Origin of the sequence: Micromonospora sp. MH99, assembly GCF_021442385.1 — a bacterium.
GTDB lineage: Bacteria > Actinomycetota > Actinomycetes > Mycobacteriales > Micromonosporaceae > Micromonospora.
In genome coordinates, this window is sequence record NZ_MUZA01000010.1 from 48,706 (window position 1) to 65,007 (window position 16,302).

At 72.7% G+C, this 16,302-nt stretch carries 17 protein-coding genes; 12 read left to right on the forward strand and 5 right to left on the reverse strand.

The features are described 5' to 3' along the window. Positions 1-105: 105 nt before the first annotated feature. From B0E54_RS07925 to B0E54_RS07950, 6 genes are all read left to right on the forward strand, one after another. Entirely contained in the window at positions 106-1,677 is a 1,572-nt protein-coding gene (locus tag B0E54_RS07925; RefSeq protein WP_234582693.1) for a sugar transferase, read from the forward strand. Between the two features lie 32 nt (positions 1,678-1,709). After that, the gene (locus B0E54_RS07930) at positions 1,710-2,936 is read left to right on the forward strand and encodes a sensor histidine kinase (protein ID WP_234582617.1); all 1,227 of its coding nucleotides are present in this window, start codon (positions 1,710-1,712) and stop codon (positions 2,934-2,936) included. Next, the gene (locus B0E54_RS07935) at positions 2,933-3,691 is read left to right on the forward strand and encodes a LytTR family DNA-binding domain-containing protein (protein WP_053651534.1); all 759 of its coding nucleotides are present in this window, start codon (positions 2,933-2,935) and stop codon (positions 3,689-3,691) included. The genes B0E54_RS07930 and B0E54_RS07935 overlap by 4 nt, the downstream gene beginning before the upstream one ends. A gap of 66 nt (positions 3,692-3,757) precedes the next feature. Continuing rightward, entirely contained in the window at positions 3,758-4,420 is a 663-nt protein-coding gene (locus tag B0E54_RS07940) for a DUF5701 family protein (protein WP_234582618.1), read from the forward strand. Between the two features lie 172 nt (positions 4,421-4,592). Continuing rightward, positions 4,593-5,270 carry a response regulator transcription factor gene (locus B0E54_RS07945; RefSeq protein ID WP_234582619.1) on the forward strand — a complete coding sequence of 226 codons (678 nt, stop codon included), beginning with the start codon at positions 4,593-4,595 and terminating at the stop codon, positions 5,268-5,270. Beyond that, positions 5,267-6,343: a HAMP domain-containing sensor histidine kinase gene (locus B0E54_RS07950; protein ID WP_234582620.1), complete on the forward strand. Its 1,077-nt coding sequence runs from the start codon at positions 5,267-5,269 to the stop codon at positions 6,341-6,343. Before B0E54_RS07945 ends, B0E54_RS07950 begins: the two co-directional genes overlap by 4 nt. A gap of 100 nt (positions 6,344-6,443) precedes the next feature. Here the strand turns inward: B0E54_RS07950 and B0E54_RS07955 are convergent, their stop codons facing one another. Next, positions 6,444-7,004, reverse strand: a complete 561-nt coding sequence (locus B0E54_RS07955) for a hypothetical protein (protein WP_234582621.1) — start codon at positions 7,002-7,004, stop codon at positions 6,444-6,446. Positions 7,005-7,134: 130 nt separating this feature from the next. Here B0E54_RS07955 and B0E54_RS07960 point away from each other — a divergent pair, with 130 nt between their 5' ends. From B0E54_RS07960 to B0E54_RS07970, 3 genes are read left to right on the forward strand one after another with little or no spacing between them, the layout of a single operon-like run. Further along, positions 7,135-8,478 carry a DUF4153 domain-containing protein gene (locus tag B0E54_RS07960; protein ID WP_234582622.1) on the forward strand — a complete coding sequence of 448 codons (1,344 nt, stop codon included), beginning with the start codon at positions 7,135-7,137 and terminating at the stop codon, positions 8,476-8,478. Positions 8,479-8,522: 44 nt separating this feature from the next. Further along, positions 8,523-8,936, forward strand: coding sequence for a DUF485 domain-containing protein (locus B0E54_RS07965; RefSeq protein WP_234582623.1), 414 nt, complete (start codon positions 8,523-8,525; stop codon positions 8,934-8,936). Position 8,937: 1 nt separating this feature from the next. After that, the gene (locus tag B0E54_RS07970) at positions 8,938-10,578 is read left to right on the forward strand and encodes a cation acetate symporter (protein WP_234582624.1); all 1,641 of its coding nucleotides are present in this window, start codon (positions 8,938-8,940) and stop codon (positions 10,576-10,578) included. A gap of 14 nt (positions 10,579-10,592) precedes the next feature. Here the strand turns inward: B0E54_RS07970 and B0E54_RS07975 are convergent, their stop codons facing one another. Both B0E54_RS07975 and B0E54_RS07980 read right to left on the reverse strand, forming a co-directional pair. After that, on the reverse strand, positions 10,593-10,946 hold the full coding sequence (locus tag B0E54_RS07975) for a hypothetical protein (RefSeq protein ID WP_234582625.1): 354 nt from the start codon (positions 10,944-10,946) through the stop codon (positions 10,593-10,595). Further along, the gene (locus B0E54_RS07980; RefSeq protein WP_234582694.1) at positions 10,943-11,404 is read right to left on the reverse strand and encodes a hypothetical protein; all 462 of its coding nucleotides are present in this window, start codon (positions 11,402-11,404) and stop codon (positions 10,943-10,945) included. Before B0E54_RS07980 ends, B0E54_RS07975 begins: the two co-directional genes overlap by 4 nt. A gap of 122 nt (positions 11,405-11,526) precedes the next feature. Here B0E54_RS07980 and B0E54_RS07985 point away from each other — a divergent pair, with 122 nt between their 5' ends. Next, positions 11,527-12,291 (forward strand): ABC transporter ATP-binding protein, encoded by a 765-nt coding sequence (locus tag B0E54_RS07985; RefSeq protein WP_234582626.1) that lies wholly within the window; start codon positions 11,527-11,529, stop codon positions 12,289-12,291. After that, complete coding sequence (locus tag B0E54_RS07990; RefSeq protein ID WP_234582627.1) at positions 12,276-13,979, forward strand: ABC transporter permease; 1,704 nt, start codon at positions 12,276-12,278, stop codon at positions 13,977-13,979. Before B0E54_RS07985 ends, B0E54_RS07990 begins: the two co-directional genes overlap by 16 nt. Here the strand turns inward: B0E54_RS07990 and B0E54_RS07995 are convergent. Further along, on the reverse strand, positions 13,976-14,191 hold the full coding sequence (locus B0E54_RS07995; protein WP_234582628.1) for a DUF397 domain-containing protein: 216 nt from the start codon (positions 14,189-14,191) through the stop codon (positions 13,976-13,978). The two genes, B0E54_RS07990 and B0E54_RS07995, sit on opposite strands and share 4 nt — an antisense overlap. Further along, positions 14,188-14,973, reverse strand: a complete 786-nt coding sequence (locus B0E54_RS08000; RefSeq protein WP_234582695.1) for a helix-turn-helix transcriptional regulator — start codon at positions 14,971-14,973, stop codon at positions 14,188-14,190. Before B0E54_RS08000 ends, B0E54_RS07995 begins: the two co-directional genes overlap by 4 nt. A gap of 479 nt (positions 14,974-15,452) precedes the next feature. Here B0E54_RS08000 and B0E54_RS08005 point away from each other — a divergent pair, with 479 nt between their 5' ends. After that, entirely contained in the window at positions 15,453-16,205 is a 753-nt protein-coding gene (locus B0E54_RS08005) for a flavin reductase family protein (RefSeq protein WP_234582696.1), read from the forward strand. Positions 16,206-16,302 lie beyond the last annotated feature (97 nt).

The window sequence follows — 16,302 nt, forward strand, 5'->3', positions numbered from 1 at the left end:
AATCTCCTTCGGGGCGACGACCGGTCGGAGCCCGCGTGGGAGACTGGGACGGTGGGCGACCCGGGCCCTCACGCCGAGTGAGCGGCCCGTGTCATGCGGGAGGACATGGGTGAGGTGACGGCAAGCCTCCAGCGCCCGGTATCCAACGAAGGCCGGAGCAGACTCGTGCGGCACGTCGACAGCTTCGAGATCCAGCCGCCGACGCCGCCGTCCCACAACGGCGTCCCCCGGTCGGCTTGGGCCAGGGCGCGACGCCGTGTCTCCCGCTGGCACCGTCCCTACACCGCCATCCTGCTGCTGCTCGACTTCGGCGCGGCGGCGTTCGCCAGCTGGATCGCGATCCAGCTCTTCGACCAGGCCGCCTCCGGTTTCTCCGGCACCAACCAGGATCCGACCTGGTTCCACACCGTCTCCTACCTGCTGCTGCCGCTGGGCTGGGTGGTCATCCTCTGGAGCAACCGGGCGTACGACCGGCGCTACCTGGGGCTCGGGCCGGACGAGTTCAAGCGGGTCATCCGGGCCGCCGTCACGGTCGCGGCCAGCGTCTCCTTCCTCGCGTTCGCCACCAAGACCGCGCTGTCCCGGTGGACGGTAGGCACGGCACTGCTCGGGGCGCTCCTGCTGATCCTGTGGGGCCGCTTCGTGGCCCGCTGGGCGCTGCACTACATCCGCCGGCGGGCCGGTCAGGCCGCGCACCGGATGGTGCTGGTCGGCACCCTGCCGGAGTGCCTGGAGGTGTACGCGGCGGTCACCCGCAGCCCGAACGCCGGGCTGGTCCCGGTCGCCATCCACATCACCGACGGGTACGCGGCGGCGCGGGGGATGCCGACGCCGGTGCCGGTGCACGCCGGGCGCGACGTGCTGGCCCTGGTCCGCGAGGTCGGCGGGGACACCATCGCCGTCTGCGGGTCGGCCAGCGCCGAGCCGGGCGAGCTGCGCCGGCTGGCCTGGCAGTTGGAGGGCTCCGGCGTCGACCTGGTGGTCGCACCGCAGTTGACCGACATCGCCGGCCCTCGGGTGCACATCCGGCCGATCGAGGGTCTGCCGCTGCTGCACGTCGAGGAGCCGACCCTCTCCGGGCCGGCGCTGCTGGCCAAGAACCTGATGGACCGGGTCGCCGCAGGCCTGGGCCTGCTGCTGCTGATCCCCCTCTTCGTCGCCGTCGCCGTCGCGATCCGCATCTCCGACCCCGGGCCGGTGTTCTTCCGCCAGCCCCGGGTGGGGCACGAGGGGCGCACCTTCCGGGTGTGGAAGTTCCGGACCATGTACGTCGACGCCGAGGACCGACTGGCCAGCCTGACCGACCAGAACGAGACCGACGGCATGCTGTTCAAGATGAAGCAGGATCCCCGGGTCTTCCCGGTGGGTCGCTTCCTGCGGGCCTCGTCGCTGGACGAGCTGCCGCAGTTGATCAACGTGCTCTGGGGTGAGATGTCGCTGGTCGGGCCCCGCCCACTGCCGGCCGACGATGGTGACTTCCTGGGCGACGTGCGCCGCCGCCTGCTGGTCCGCCCCGGCATGACCGGTCTCTGGCAGGTCTCCGGCCGCTCCGACCTCTCCTGGGACGAGGCCGTCCGGCTGGACCTCTACTACGTCGACAACTGGTCGCTGGCGTACGACCTGAGCATCCTCTGGCGCACCGTCGGAGTGGTGCTCGCCCGCAAGGGCGCGTACTAGCGCTGAGGGCGGCGAGCCGTCAGGATCGCTGCGTGGGTGGCAACCTCTCCGCCGTCGTCGGCGTCGTCTCGCTGGTCACCGCGTTGACCGCGGCTCTGCTGGCGGTGCTGCGGTTGCGCGCCCGGCGCGGCATCGCCACCGCCACACAACGGGCCACCTACGAGGTGCTGCACACCGCCGGCCTGGCCGCCGAGCCACTGCGGGCGGGACTGAGCGCGGCCGGCGCGACGAAAGCCGTACGCCATCTGCGGGCCCTGGTGGGCGCGGTCGGGCTGGCGCTCACGGACGCCGACGAGGTGCTCGCCCTCGACGGGCGCGGCACGCACCACGGTGAGCAACTGCTCGCGGCGGCCCAGCGGTCGGTGGCCACCGGGCGCTCGACGGTGCTCGGGGAGTCCGACCTGCGGTGCGACCGGGTCGACTGCCCGATCCGCGGTGCGGTGGTCGCGCCCCTGCACGGCGCGGACGCGCGGGTGGTCGGTGCGTTGGTGGCGATCGCCGACAGCGCGCCGGCGCCGGGACTGGTCCAGGCCACCCTGGAGACGGCGCACTGGGCGGGCAACCAGCTCGCCCTGGCCGAGCTGGACTCGTCACGGGAGCGGCTGGCGAGGGCGGAGGTCCGGGCGTTGCGGGCGCAGATCAGCCCGCACTTCATCTACAACGCGTTGACCGCGATCGGCTCGTTCGTCCGCACCGATCCGGAGCGGGCCCGGGAGTTGATCCTGGAGTTCGCGGAGTTCACCAGGTACTCGTTCCGGGCGCACGGGGAGTTCACCACCCTCGCCGAGGAGCTGCGCTCGATCGACAGGTACCTGACGATCGAGCGGGCCCGGTTCGGCGACCGGCTGCAGGTGCGGTTGCAGATCGCCCCGGAGGTGCTGCCGGTGACGCTCCCGTTCCTCTGCCTTCAGCCGCTGGTGGAGAACGCCGTCCGGCACGGGTTGTCCCGCAAGCCGGGCACGGGCATGGTGAGCATCGAGGCCCGGGACGCGGGCGCCGAATGCCACATCACGGTGGAGGACGACGGGGTGGGAATGGACCCGACCACGCTGACCGCCGGCATCGCCGAGCTGGCCCGCAGCACCGGCGATCCGGGAGACGACCCGGGCCAGCACGTCGGCCTCTCCAACGTCGACGAGCGACTGCGGTCGGTCTTCGGGGACCGGTTCGGTCTGGTCGTCGAGACCGGGCTGGGCTCGGGCACCCGGGTCAGCATGCGGGTGCCGAAGTTCCACCCGGGCGTACGGGCCGGCTCGTGACCACCGGTTTCCTGCGGGTGCTGGCGGTGGACGACGAGCCGCCCGCGCTCGACGAGTTGGCGTACCACCTGCGGGCCGACCCCCGGGTGGCCCGCCTGCACACCGCCGGGGACGCCACCGAGGCGCTGCGGCTGCTGCGCGACGGTGACGTGGACGTGGTCTTCCTGGACATCCGGATGCCCGGCCTGGACGGCATGGAGCTGGCCCGGGTGCTGCGCCGGTTCGCCCGGCCGCCGGCGATCGTGTTCGTCACCGCGTACGACGACGGGGCGGTGGACGCGTTCGACCTGGGCGCGACGGACTACGTGCGCAAACCGGTACGCGCCGAACGGCTGGCCGAGTCGCTGCGGCGGGTGATCGGCTCACGGGTGGTGCCGTCGCATCCGGCGGCGCTGGCCCGGGCCGAGGAGGACCCGACCATCCCGATCGAGTTGGCCGGCACCACCCGGATGCTGCCCCGCTCGGCGGTGCGCTGGGTGGAGGCGCAGGGCGACTACGCCCGGCTGCACACCGCCGAGGGGTCGCACCTGGTGCGGGTCTCACTGGCCACGCTCGCCGAGCGGTGGGCCGATGCCGGTTTCGTCCGGGTGCACCGGTCGTACCTGGTGCAGTTGAAGTTGATCGCGGAGCTGCGCCTGGTGAACTCCGGTTACGTGGTGGTGGTCGACTCCACCGAGCTGCCGGTGAGCCGGCGGCACACCCGGGAGTTGAAGGACAAGCTGGTCAGGGCGGCGAAGCAGGACTGGAGTCGCTGAGGCGGGAATGCTCCCGACCCTCCCGTACGTTGTACGATAGCGGATACGACAACCCGGGAGGCCGCCGTGCACGAAACTCCGTTCGACGCCGAGACCGAGTTCGACACCCAACTCGACCAGCTGGTGCGACTGGGCTATCCGGCCCTGGCCGGGATGCCCGAGAGCGCCTTCCGCGACCTGGTCGCGCCGCTGCGCGCCCGCGCGGTCGACGGCGCCGCCGGCCTGAGCGCACCCACCGACGCCCGGGTGCCGTTCCTGCTGGTCGTCACGCGGGACCTGATCGGGGTGGAGCCCCGGCTCGCACTCACCACCCTGGCCGGCAAGCGCAAGCCCGGCTTCCTCGACCGGCACTACGCCGAGGACGACCTGCCGCGCTTCGACCCGATCAAGGAACTGGAGGTGCCCGTCGGGCCGGCGTACCTGCTCTTCGACGTCGACCGGGGCGAGGAGTTCCGCAACCTCGCGCCGGCCGCGGCGATGGAGGGCATGACCGCCCAGGACCGGCTGCCGCTCACCATCGACGAGGGGCTCGCCTTCATCACGCTCCACCCGGAGGCGCTGGCCAGCAACAGGTGCTTCTCGCTGGTCGGCTCGCGGTGCGGCGACAAGCGGGTGCCGGCGCTGTGGATCAGCCAGGGTGCGCCGAAGCTGGGCTGGTGCTGGTACGGCAACCCGCACACCTGGCTCGGCTCCGCCTCGGCCCGCCCCGTACGCGTCGGTCTGGAGTAACCGCGCACGGGCCGCCGCCACGGCTCGCTCGGTTCGTCCACACGGAGGCTCGGGGGTTCGTCGAGGCCAGCCCTCGTGACCCCCGGGTTATCCACAGGGGTGAACCGTTCTCCACAGGTTATTCACAATGCCACCCACTGATCTCCACGGTGGCTCCCTACAGTCAGACCCCATGAAGGAACGCCGCGTCCTGGTCGTCGAGGACGAACGCACCATCGCCGAGTCGGTCGCCGCCCGACTGCGCGCCGAGGGTTTCGCCGTGGAGATCGCCACGGACGGCCCCAGCGCGGTCGAGCGGTTCCGGGCCGGGCAGCCCGACCTCGTCGTCCTCGACGTGATGCTGCCCGGCTTCGACGGCCTGGAGGTGTGCCGCCGGATCCAGGCCGTCCGGCCGGTGCCGGTGCTGATGCTCACGGCCCGCGACGACGAGACCGATCTCCTGGTCGGGCTCGCCGTCGGCGCGGACGACTACCTCACCAAGCCGTTCTCGATGCGCGAGCTGGCCGCCCGCGTACACGTGCTGCTGCGCCGGATGGAACGTGCCGCGACGCCCGCGCCACCCGCCATCCGGCTCGGCGACATCGAAATCAACGAGGCCGAGCGGCGGGTTCGGCGCTCCGGCGCGGACGTGCACCTCACACCTACCGAGTTCGACCTCCTGATCCACCTCGCCGGACGGCCCCGCACGGTGCTGCCCCGGGAACGGCTGCTCGCCGACGTGTGGGGCTGGGCCGAAGGCACCGGCACCCGCACCGTGGACAGCCACGTCAAGGCCCTGCGGCGCAAGCTCGGCGCCGATCTCATCCGGACCGTGCACGGCGTCGGGTACGCCCTGGAGGTGCCCGCGTGACCAACCACCGAGTGGTGGACTGGCTGGACCGTGCGCTGCCTCGCCCGCTGGACCCGGTCCGCTCGATCAAGATGAAGCTCGGCGTTCTGCTGGTCGCCTCCTGGGCGGTGGCCATCGGCTACTTCTGGTACGGCATCGGATGGCTCCCGCCGGGCACCTCCATCACCGTCATCTGCATCGCGCTGGTCACCTCGCAGGTGCTCGCCCACGGGATGACCTCGCCGCTGCGCGAGATGACGGCGGCCGCCGGGGCGATGGCCCGCGGCGACTACACCCGTCGGGTGCGCGCCACCTCCCGCGACGAGGTGGGTGAGCTGGCCCAGGCGTTCAACAAGATGGCCGAGGACCTGCACGCGGCGGACCAGCGCCGGCGCGAGCTGATCGCCAACGTCTCCCACGAGCTGCGTACGCCGATCACCGCGTTGCAGGGCGTACTGGAGAACATGGTGGACGGGGTCGCCGAGCCGGAGCCCGCGGCCCTGCGCGCGGCGCTGTCCCAGACCGAACGGCTCGGCCACCTCGTCGCCGACCTGCTCGACCTGTCCCGTCTCGACGCCGGGGTGGTGCCGCTGCGCCGGGTCCGCATCGACGTGGGGGACTTCCTGGACGAGGCGGTGGAACACGCCACCGCCAGCGCCGCCGGAGCGGGACTCGACGTGAACTTCCAGCTCCGCGAGCTGGCGGTGCCGCTGACCGTGCGCGCGGACCCGTGGCGGCTGCACCAGGTGTTCGCGAACCTTCTGGACAACGCGGCACGGCACAGCCCACCCGGCGGCACCGTGCGGGTGAGCGCCGAGGAACACGCCGGCCAACTCCACTTCGAGGTGAGCGACGAGGGGCAGGGCATACCGACGGCCGAGCGTTCCCGCGTGTTCGAGCGGTTCACCCGCGGCGACCGGGCGGCCGGCGGTGGGACCGGCCTGGGCCTGGCCATCGCCCGCTGGGTCGTCGAACTGCACGGCGGTCAGATCGGGGTCCTCGACCCGGCCGGAGCCGCCAGGTACTCCCAGCCCGGTTGTCGCATCCGGGTCACCATCCCGAGCAACGGGCCACACCGAGAAGAGGCCGCATGACCAGCCCCGGCAGCACGTCCGCACCGGCCGACAGACCGACCGGACCGCAGCCCACCCCGCCCGGCCCGGCCACCCAGGCCGCTCAGCCCGCCCAGCCCGCTCAGCCCTGGTTCGGCCCCGGCCCGACGCCTCCGCCGACGACCGGCCGGCCCCAACCGTGGCCACCGCAACCCTGGCCGTCCCAGTCCGTTCCGCCACGGCCACCGTCGCTGCTCGCGCAGCGGTGGCCGGGTCCGACCGGTGCCGCCCATCCGCTGCTCCTGGGCGTGTTGACGGCAGCGGCGGTCGTCGGCGCCTCGGCACTGACTGTGGTCCGGCCCGGACTGGGCTGGCTGGTCGCCGCGTTGGCGGCCACCGCCGCGCTCGCCACCGCCGGTGTCGTCCGGTCCGGCACGTCGTCCTCTGCAACCGACCCGACCGGACGCACCGCGTCCACCGCACCGGATGCCCGACCGGGACCGCCGCCCGGCGCATCGGCCCCGCAGCCCGGCGCGCCGGGCTCACCGCCAGCACCGCCGCTGACCACCGCGTCCACTGTGTCGACCCCCGGGTCGACCTCCGCCGGTCCGCCGCCGGCCACGGCGGAGGCCACCGACCTCGCGTCGACCGCGGATGCCAGCACGACTGCCGTCACCAGCGCCGCGCGGCCACCGGCGGCCACGCCGGCCCAGTCAGCCGCAGCGGCTGCGCCGACTCCCGTCGCCGCCGCGCCAACCGCTCCGGCGGGTCCAACCGCTACACCGGCTTCACCCGAAGCGCCGACTCCAACCGCTCCGGCGGCGCCAACCGCTGTGCCGGGTTCGACCCCGGCACCGGTTCCGCCGGGGGCCGCGACCACCGTCCGTCCCGGTGCCACGGGGGCACCGGGGCGGGCGGCGCAGGTCGCCTGGGCCGCCGCGACTGTCGCGCTGGTAGCCGTCGGCACGGTCCGGGCCGCCGGCTGGCTCTTCGTGCTCTGCCTGCTCGCCGCCGCGGTGACCGCGACGCTCGCGGTGACCGGCGGCCGCACTCCGTTCGGGATGCTGCTGGCCGCGACGTTGCCGCCGGCCGCGACGGTCCGAGCGCTCCCCTGGGCGGTACGAGGGCTGCACCGCACCCGCTCGTCCGGGCCCGGGATCGGGCGGATCGTGGCCAGCCTGGCGGTCTCGGTAGGTCTGCTGACGCTGTTCGGCCTGCTGTTCTCCTCCGCCGACGCGGTCTTCGCCGACCTGCTGGCGGGCCTCTTGCCGGACATCTCGCCGGGCAGCGTGGTCGGCTGGTTGGTACGCCTCGGGCTGATCGGCCTGGGCCTGCTCGGCGGCGCGTACCTGGTCAGCCGGCCGCCCGACCTGGACAGCCTGCGGGCGAAGCCGGGCCGGCCGGTGCACCGGCTGGAATGGGCCCTGCCGTTGGTGCTGCTCGACGTCCTGTTCGCCGCCTTCGTACTGGTGCAGTTGACAGTGTTCTTCGGCGGCGCGGGGCACGTGCTGCGCACGGCCGGCCTCACCTACGCCGAGTACGCCCGGAGCGGGTTCTGGCAACTGCTCGCCGTCACCGCGCTCACCCTGCTGGTGATCGCCGTAGCGGCCCGCCGGGCACCGAAGGCCACCCGTGCCGACCGGCTGCTCGTCCGGACGCTGCTCGGTGTGCTCACGGCACTCAGCCTGGTCGTCGTCGCCTCGTCGCTCTACCGCATGCAGGTCTACGCCGACGCGTACGGCGCCACCCGGCTGCGGCTCTTCGTGGCGACCGTGGAGCTGTCGCTCGGGGTGCTCTTCGTCCTGGTCGGCGTGGCCGTGGCGCGGCTACGGGCCGACTGGCTGCCTCGCCTGGTGATCGGCACCGCGGTGCTGGCGCTGCTGGGGTTGGCCCTGGTCAACCCGGATCGGCTGATCGCGGACCGGAACGTCGACAGGTACCTCGAAACCGGCCGCGTCGACCTCACCTACCTCTCCGGGCTGTCGGCCGACGCCGTACCGGCCCTGGCCCGGCTGCCCGAGCCGATGCGGACGTGCGCGCTTCGGGAGATCGCCTTCGAGCTGCCCGACGACGGCTTCTGGGCGACGAACCTCGGCCGGGAACGGGCCCGGTCGGTCCTGGACGCGACACAGGTGACCAGCAGCACGACGAACTGTGTCGCCGAGGTGCGCTGGTGAGCGCGAACGCTTGACAATCGCGCTGGGCGGGCAAGACTGCCGGGGTGGCCGAGCAACTGTCTGACGTCGGGTCGGGCGGTGCGGTACCGCCGCCCCGGCGGGCCCGGATCGTGTTGGCCGACATCACCCGGCGGGACACCCGCTCCGAGCGGACCCGCGCCGAGTTGGCCCAGCAGACCCAGGTCGGCGAGGCGCTGGTTCGCGGCCTGGTCCGCGCCCAGCTCGCGCTGGCGTTGCGGCTGTCACTGGTGGTCGTCATCGGGCTGGGCGGGCTGCCCTGGCTGTTCGCCATCGCACCGTCGCTCGGCCGGACCACAGTGGTCGGCGTCAACCTGCCCTGGCTGCTGCTCGGGTTGGTCTCGTTCCCGTTCCTGATCGCGGTGGGTTGGGCGTACGTGCGGCTGGCCGAGCGCAACGAGCAGGACTTCACCGACCTGGTGCAGCGGCCGGAGCGCTGACGTGAGCAACGACTACGTGGTTCCGGCCATCGTCGCGGTCACCCTGGTCACCGTCGGGATCGGCTTCTACGGGCTGCGGCTGGCGCGGACCACTTCCGACTTCCTGGTCGCGTCGCGGGCGATCAGTCCGACCTGGAACGCCGCAGCCATCGGCGGGGAGTACCTGTCGGCAGCGAGTTTCCTCGGCGTCGCCGGCCTGGTCCTCAAGTACGGCGTGGACGTCCTCTGGTATCCGGTCGGGTTCGCCGCCGGCTACCTGGCCCTGCTGATGTTCGTGGCCGCACCGCTGCGCCGCTCCGGCGCGTTCACGCTGCCCGACTTCTGCGAGCTGCGGCTGGGGTCCCGTCGCCTGCGCATCCTCGCCACGGCTTTCGTGATCTTCATCGGTTGGCTCTACCTGGTGCCGCAGTTGCAGGGCGCCGGGCTCACCCTGGCCACGGTGGCCGGCTCCCCGTACCCCGTCGGCGCCCTTCTGGTGGCCGCCGTGGTCACCGCGAACGTGGCGCTCGGCGGCATGCGGGCGATCACCTTCGTGCAGGCGTTCCAGTACTGGCTCAAGTTGACAGCTCTCGCCGTACCGGTGATCTTCCTGGCGTTGCAGTGGCAGGCCGACGGCCGCCCTGCGGTGACCCCGCCCGACGGGCCGACGTTCCGGGCCGCGACCACCGTCGTGGTCGAGCACCGCGCGACCCTCACCCTGGCCGACGGCGACATCCGAGAGGTACGCCCCGGCGACGAGTTGTCCTTCGCCGCCGGTGACCCGGTGCCGGAGGTGTCCGGGGTGGCCACAGACGCGGGGGACTGGTTGCTGCCCAGCGCGGCCGGCGACGACGACCGGGGCCTGTTCGCGACGTACTCCCTGATCCTGGCCACGTTCCTCGGCACGATGGGCCTGCCGCACGTGCTGGTCCGCTTCTACACCAATCCCGACGGCGCGGCGGCGCGGCGGACGACGCTTGTGGTCCTGGCGCTGGTCGGTGCCTTCTATCTGCTGCCCACCCTGTACGGGGTGCTGGGCCGGATCTACACACCACAGCTGCTCATCAGTGGGCAGACCGACGCGGTGGTGGTGTTGCTGCCCGGCGCCGCCCTCGGGAACGGGCTGGTCGGGCGGCTGCTCGCCGCGCTGGTCGCGGCGGGAGCGTTCGCGGCTTTCCTCTCCACCTCGTCGGGGCTGCTGACCAGCGTCGCCGGGGTGATCTCGACGGACGTGCTCGGCCGGGGCTCGGTGCGCGGCTTCCGCCTGGCGACCATCATCGCCGGGGGTGTGCCAACGGCGCTGGCCCTGCACGTCTCCGGGTTGGACGTGTCCCAGGTGGTCGGGTTGGCCTTCGCGGTCGCCGCGTCGAGCTTCTGCCCGCTGCTGGTGCTCGGCATCTGGTGGCGGGGGCTTACCGACCTGGGCGCCGCCGCCGGTGTGCTGGCCGGCGGCGGGGCGGCGATCGGGGCGGTGCTGGTCACGGTGCTCGGCCCGCCGCTGTCGGGCTGGCCCGCCACGCTCACCGAGCAGCCGGCCGCCTGGACGGTGCCGCTGGCGTTCACCGTGATGGTCGCGGTGTCCATGGCGACCCGCCGACGCGCACCGGCCGACGTCGCCGCCACCATGCTGCGCCTGCACACCCCCGAAGCGTTGCGCCTGTGAGCGCAGCCCCAGGCTCAGTCGGTTGCCCTGGGGTGACCCGTGCCAGCGTGTTTGACCCAGCAGGTGCGGGTGTCGTGGTCGGGGAGATACCAGATGCGGCCGCCAGCGGTGACCTCGTACTGCCACTGCGGCAGTGTCTTCCCGTTGTGCGCCGCGGTGGAGAGAGAGCCCTTCAGGGGGTGCTGCCTGCTGGTCGGCGGGGAGGGGCAGGGGTCGGATTCGATGGCGTCGAAGGCGGCGCGGGTGTTGGCCGCGGCCTGGCGACACAGTTCCTCCCAGCCCTTGGCCGCGTCGTTCGTGGCGAATCGCAGGACGTAGCCACCGGGGCGGGGTGGCGGCGCTGCCCGATCGCCTCGCTTGGCGCTCACTCTGCGTCCGGGCGGGGCACCGCCCCGAAGTCGCCGGAACTGGGGGCGGCCAGGACCCGGTGCAGGTCGGGGTCCGCGTGAATCTCGGCTGTGTGCCGCCACTCGGCGAGCAACTGGGACACGGCGGCGGTGTTTCCCATCGCCGCGGCGGCCTCCGCCGTCTCGACGAATTCGTTGGCCATCTGCTCACGGTCGTCGGGGGGCAGCAACCGCACCCACGGCAACACGGTCGGCAGTGCCTCACGCACCAGGGTGGGGTCCCGGCGCACGACGCTGGCCAGCAGCCGGGCGGTCAGGTCCACCACCTCACCCTCAGCCGCCGCCCGATCGGCGGACATCAACACGAGGTCAGCGGCATCGCGGCGGCGCAGCCGCACCGCGCGGGCGCGGGACAGCCGCTCGGCTGTCTCGGCTGGCTGCCGCAGCAGCTCCGAGAACGGCACGGACTCCAAGGGCATGGACACGACTTCAACACTACTTCAGAAGTCGAGGGAAGGCTACGAACTCCGCCTCGCGGATGACCCCGGGTCCATCCGCGGCCGGACGGCGGAACTGGCGGTCGGCGGATAACGTCGGGCCCATGACTGGTGAGCACCCCGCGCTCGCGCTGCGTGGCCTGGCGAAGCGGTTTGACGGCACGATCGCGGTGGCGGGCGTCGACCTGGACGTACCGGCCGGCTCCTTCTACGGCCTGCTCGGCCCGAACGGCGCCGGCAAGACCACCACGCTGTCGATGGCGGTCGGGCTGTTGCGGCCGGACGCCGGTTCGGCGTGGGTACTCGGCCAGGACGTGTGGCGCGATCCGGTCGCGGCCAAGCGGCTGCTCGGCGTGATGCCCGACGGGGTACGCCTGTTCGACCGGCTGACCGGTGCGGAGCTGCTGGCGTACCACGGGCTGTTGCGGGGGATGGACCCGGCGGTGGTCGACCAGCGGGCCGCGGAGCTGCTCGACGTGCTGGCGCTCGGCGACGCCGGCCGGACGCTGGTGGTCGACTACTCGGCGGGTATGAAGAAGAAGATCGGCCTGGCCTGCGCGCTGCTGCACGGCCCCCGGGTGCTGGTGCTGGACGAGCCGTTCGAGGCGGTGGACCCGGTGTCGGCGGCGCTGATCCGCGACATCCTCACCCGCTACGCGGCCGGCGGAGGCACGGTGATCTTCTCCAGTCACGTCATGGAGGTCGTCGAGCGGCTGTGCTCGCACGTGGCGATCCTCGCCCAGGGCACCATCAAGCGGGTCGGCACGATCGCGGACGTCCGCGGCGGCCGCTCGCTGGAGCAGGTCTTCGTCGAGGTGGTCGGCGGGCGCACCGCGACCGGTGACGAGCTGTCATGGCTCTCCCGGTGAACGTCGCCGCCGCGCCCGCCGGTCCGGCGCGGACGGTCTCCGCCCGCCACTTCGTGCGCCTCAAGCTGCGGGTGATGGGCAACAACTTCCGGGGTCAGGGCTGGCGGGTCGCGCTGTTCATCGGTGGCGCGCTGGTCGGGCTGTGGTTCGCGGCCAGCGGCTTCTTCCTCTTCGCCGCGCCGGGCCTGGCCGACAACGGCCGGTACGCGGTGCTGATCGCTGCCGCCGGCGGTGGCCTGCTGGTGCTCGGTTGGCTGCTGCTGCCCCTGGTCTTCTTCGGCGTGGACGAGACGCTGGACCCGGCCCGGTTCGCGCTGCTGCCGCTGCCGCGCCGCACGCTGGTCATCGGCCTGTTCGCCGCCGCGCTGGTCAGCGTGCCGGTGCTGGCGATGTCGGTCGCCGTGCTGGGGCTGGTGCTGACCGCCTGGGCGCTGGGCGGCTGGTCCGCCGGCCTGGTGGCAGTGGTCGGCGTACTCGCCGGGTTGCTGCTCTGCGTGGCCGCCAGCCGGGCGGTGACCAGCGCTTTCGCCAGTATGTTGCGGTCCCGCCGGGTGCGGGACCTGGCGGCCGTGCTGCTGGCGGTGGCCGCCGCGCTGCTCGGGCCGTTGCAGATCGTCGGCCTGGCGGCGCTGCGCGAGACGGACTGGACCCGGCTGACCGGTGCCGCGACGGTGCTCGGGTGGACGCCGTTCGGGGCCCCGTGGACCGTCGGCATCGACGTGGCGCAGGGGCGGGTGTGGGCCGCCCCGCTCAAGCTGCTGATCACGGTGGCGGCGATCGTCGCCCTGCTGGCCTGGTGGTCCCGCTCGCTGGAGTCGGCGATGGTGGGCACGGCGAGCACCGGCAAGGCGCCCGCGCAGCGCGGTGCCACAGGTGGGGCGGTCGCCCAACTGTTTCCCCGGGCCGCAGGCTGGGTCCGGCGGGACCGGTTCGGCGCGCTGGTCGCCCGGGAGGCCCGTTACTGGTGGCGGGACGCCCGTCGCCGGGCCAACCTGATCACGATCGCGGTGGTCGGCATCTTCGTGCCCGTGTTGATCAACGTCACGGGCGGGGACTTCGCGGCCGAGGACGGCGCGGGGTTCACGGCGGCTGTCGGCGACAGCTCCCCCGTCGTGGTCACCGTCTCGATGCTCTTCGTCGGCGTACTCGCCTCGGTCACCCTGGCCAACCAGTTCGGCTTCGACGGCAACGCGTACGCGGCGAACGTCGTGGCCGGCGTGCCCGGTCGGGTCGAGCTGCGCGCGCGGATGACCGCATTCTCGTTGTACGTCCTGCCGATGCTGGCTGTCGTCGCGGTGGTGCTGTCGGCACTCCTTGGTCGACCGGGATGGATCGGGCTGATGCTGGGCAGCCTGGCCGCCACCTACGGCGCGGGGCTGGCGGTGAACAGTTTCGTCTCGGTGCTCGCGGCATATTCGCTGCCGGAGACGAGCAACCCGTTCGCGATGAACAGCGGCGCGGGCGTGGCGAAGGGCCTGCTCACCCTGCTGTCCATGATCATCACGACGGTCATCGGGGTGCCGATGGTGGTGGCTGCCGCGCTGCTCGGCAACGCCTGGCTCTGGCTGGCCCTGCCGGTCGGTGCGGCGTACGGGCTGGGCGCGGCGTTGCTCGGCGCGTACCTGGCCGGCGACGTGCTGGACCGCCGTCAGCCGGAACTGCTTGCCACTGTCACCCCGCGTCGTTAACCGTCGTTCCGGCCGGCGCCCTGGGCGGTCAGAGCGGCCTGGGCGACGAAGTCACGCCACGCGGCCGGAGCGAAGGTGAGCGTCGGACCGGAGCGATCCTTGCTGTCCCGCACCAGCACGACACCGGGCAGATTGTCCGCCACCTCGACACAGGCGCCACCGGTGTCGCCGGATCTGGTCGATGTCCGCCACAGCGGTTGAGCAACGGTCACGGCGTCACCTTCAGCTTCCGGATCAGATCCAGCGAAGCGCCAGCGGACAGCGCCTCGCCGAGCAGGCTATCCCATTTCCGACCAATCAGACGGACGACGTCGGGGTCGTCAATCACGTGTCCACGAGCGACGTCTTCCACGTAGGTGACCCGTTCACCGTCGGGCAGTTCCGCGAGCAGAAATCCGCCGGTCAGGCCGACGTGCGCCCCGATATCGAGCGGCACCACGTGCAACCTGACGCTGGGCAGGACGGCGAGTTCCAGCAGCCGACCGAGCTGAGCGTCCAGTGCCGCCGGTCCACCCACCGGGCGTCGTAGGGCGATCTCGTCCAGGACGAACACGCACTGCGGCGGCTCTGCGCGCTGCCACAACTGCTGCCGATCCAACCGGACCGCAACCAGGTCGTTCACCACGTTGACCGGGTTCAGACCACCGGCCGAGATCACTGCTCGGGCATACTCCTCGGTCTGGAGCAGGCCAGGAATCAGGCATGGCTCGAATTCACACAGCCGGATCGCTTCCTCTTCGTGGTGACGCCACGGGACGAACCAGCTCGGCAACCTCTGTCGGTCGGCGGCCCTGAGGAGTTCGGCGAGGAGGCCGCCGGTGGCGAGAGCCTCGTCCGCGGCGACCGCGAACTCCATTGTCGGCCGGCGGCGGCCGGTCTCGATGGCGGCCACCGTGGACGGACTCCACCTGATGACGGTCGCCAGCGCTTCCTGGGAGACCTCGGCACCAGCCCGGGCGGCCTTCAACGCCCGTACCCACATCTCGATGTTCATCCTTACCTTCCCGGTAAGTACGTGACCGCTCTGCGTAGTAAGCCCTGGAATACTCCCCTGCCCACAGCCGGGAGTCCAGGGTGGAGAACGCGCGGCCCGGCCGGTGGAGGCGACGTCCCGGCGGTCGGTCCTGCGTCGGGCCGCCCCGGTCATCCCCCGATCGGGGCGGCCCTCGTCGACCGGGAGGGATTCCTCATGCTCGGGTCAGTCCTCGCTGGGAACGGGGCGCGGTGGTCGTATCCGCTGAGGATCGTGGCGTCGGCGGCCGTGCCGGGCGCGATCCAGCCGGCACGCGGCGGCGCGGCGAGTCGGGCCGGGGAGCGTGCCATGCCAACGAGCGTGATGCCTGTGAGTCATTTTGATGACTCACAGGCATCACGCTTATTCCGGCGTTACCCCCCGGCAGCCGAGCGACCGCGCGGCCCGGGGCGCCCGACGCCTGCCGCCGGCGGTGCGCGGTGAGCCGGCCGCACGTGCCGATGCGGCCGCTGTGGCGGTGTCGGGGCTGCGGCGCGCTGTGGCCGTGCCAGCCGGCGCGGCTGGCGCTGCTCGCGGACTACCGGCACGACCGCACCGCGCTGCTGGTCCACCTGGGCACCCTGATGGTGGAGGCGGGCGATCAACTCGCCCGGCTCAACGGACGACCCGCCGACCTGCACGAGCGCTTCCTGGGTTGGGCGAGGGGCCGGGGCGGCACAATGTTTCACGTGAATCATGAGCCGGGTGCCGAGATCCACCACACCGACCCGTTCGCGGTGCCGACGGGGCAGCGGTCGCCGGTCCGCCGGCTGCGGGGTCGGCTCGCCGCACCGGTGACCCTCTGGACGGCGCCCGGGCCGGCGGGCCTGACCGTCTCGTCCACCCTGATCGCCGAGGGGGAGCCGGATCGGCTGCTCGGGTTGATCGACGCGGAGTCCGACCTCTGGGCCGCGGTCGAGGAGGCGGGCCGGTTCGCGGTAGCGCCGCTCGGGCCGGCGCACCGCCAGCTCGCCGACCGGTTCGCCGGCCTCTTTCCCGCGCCGGGAGGGCTGTTCGCCACCGGCACGTGGACCGAGACGCCGTACGGGTCGGTGCCGAGCGACGCCGGCGGCTGGGTGGGCTGCCGCCTGGACACCGCCCGGGAGTACGGCTGGGGCCTGCTGGTGGAGGCCACCATCGAGACGGTCGACCTGGCCGAGGAGGCCACGCCGCTGCTGCACTACCGGGGGCGCTACCACGAGCTGCCGGGCTGACCTGGGCGGCCCGCGAACCGACCGGTCACCGGAGTGACCTGGGTCACTCGGCGCAGCCAGCCAACCGCTCGGCGCACTCGACGACCGGCGTCGATCT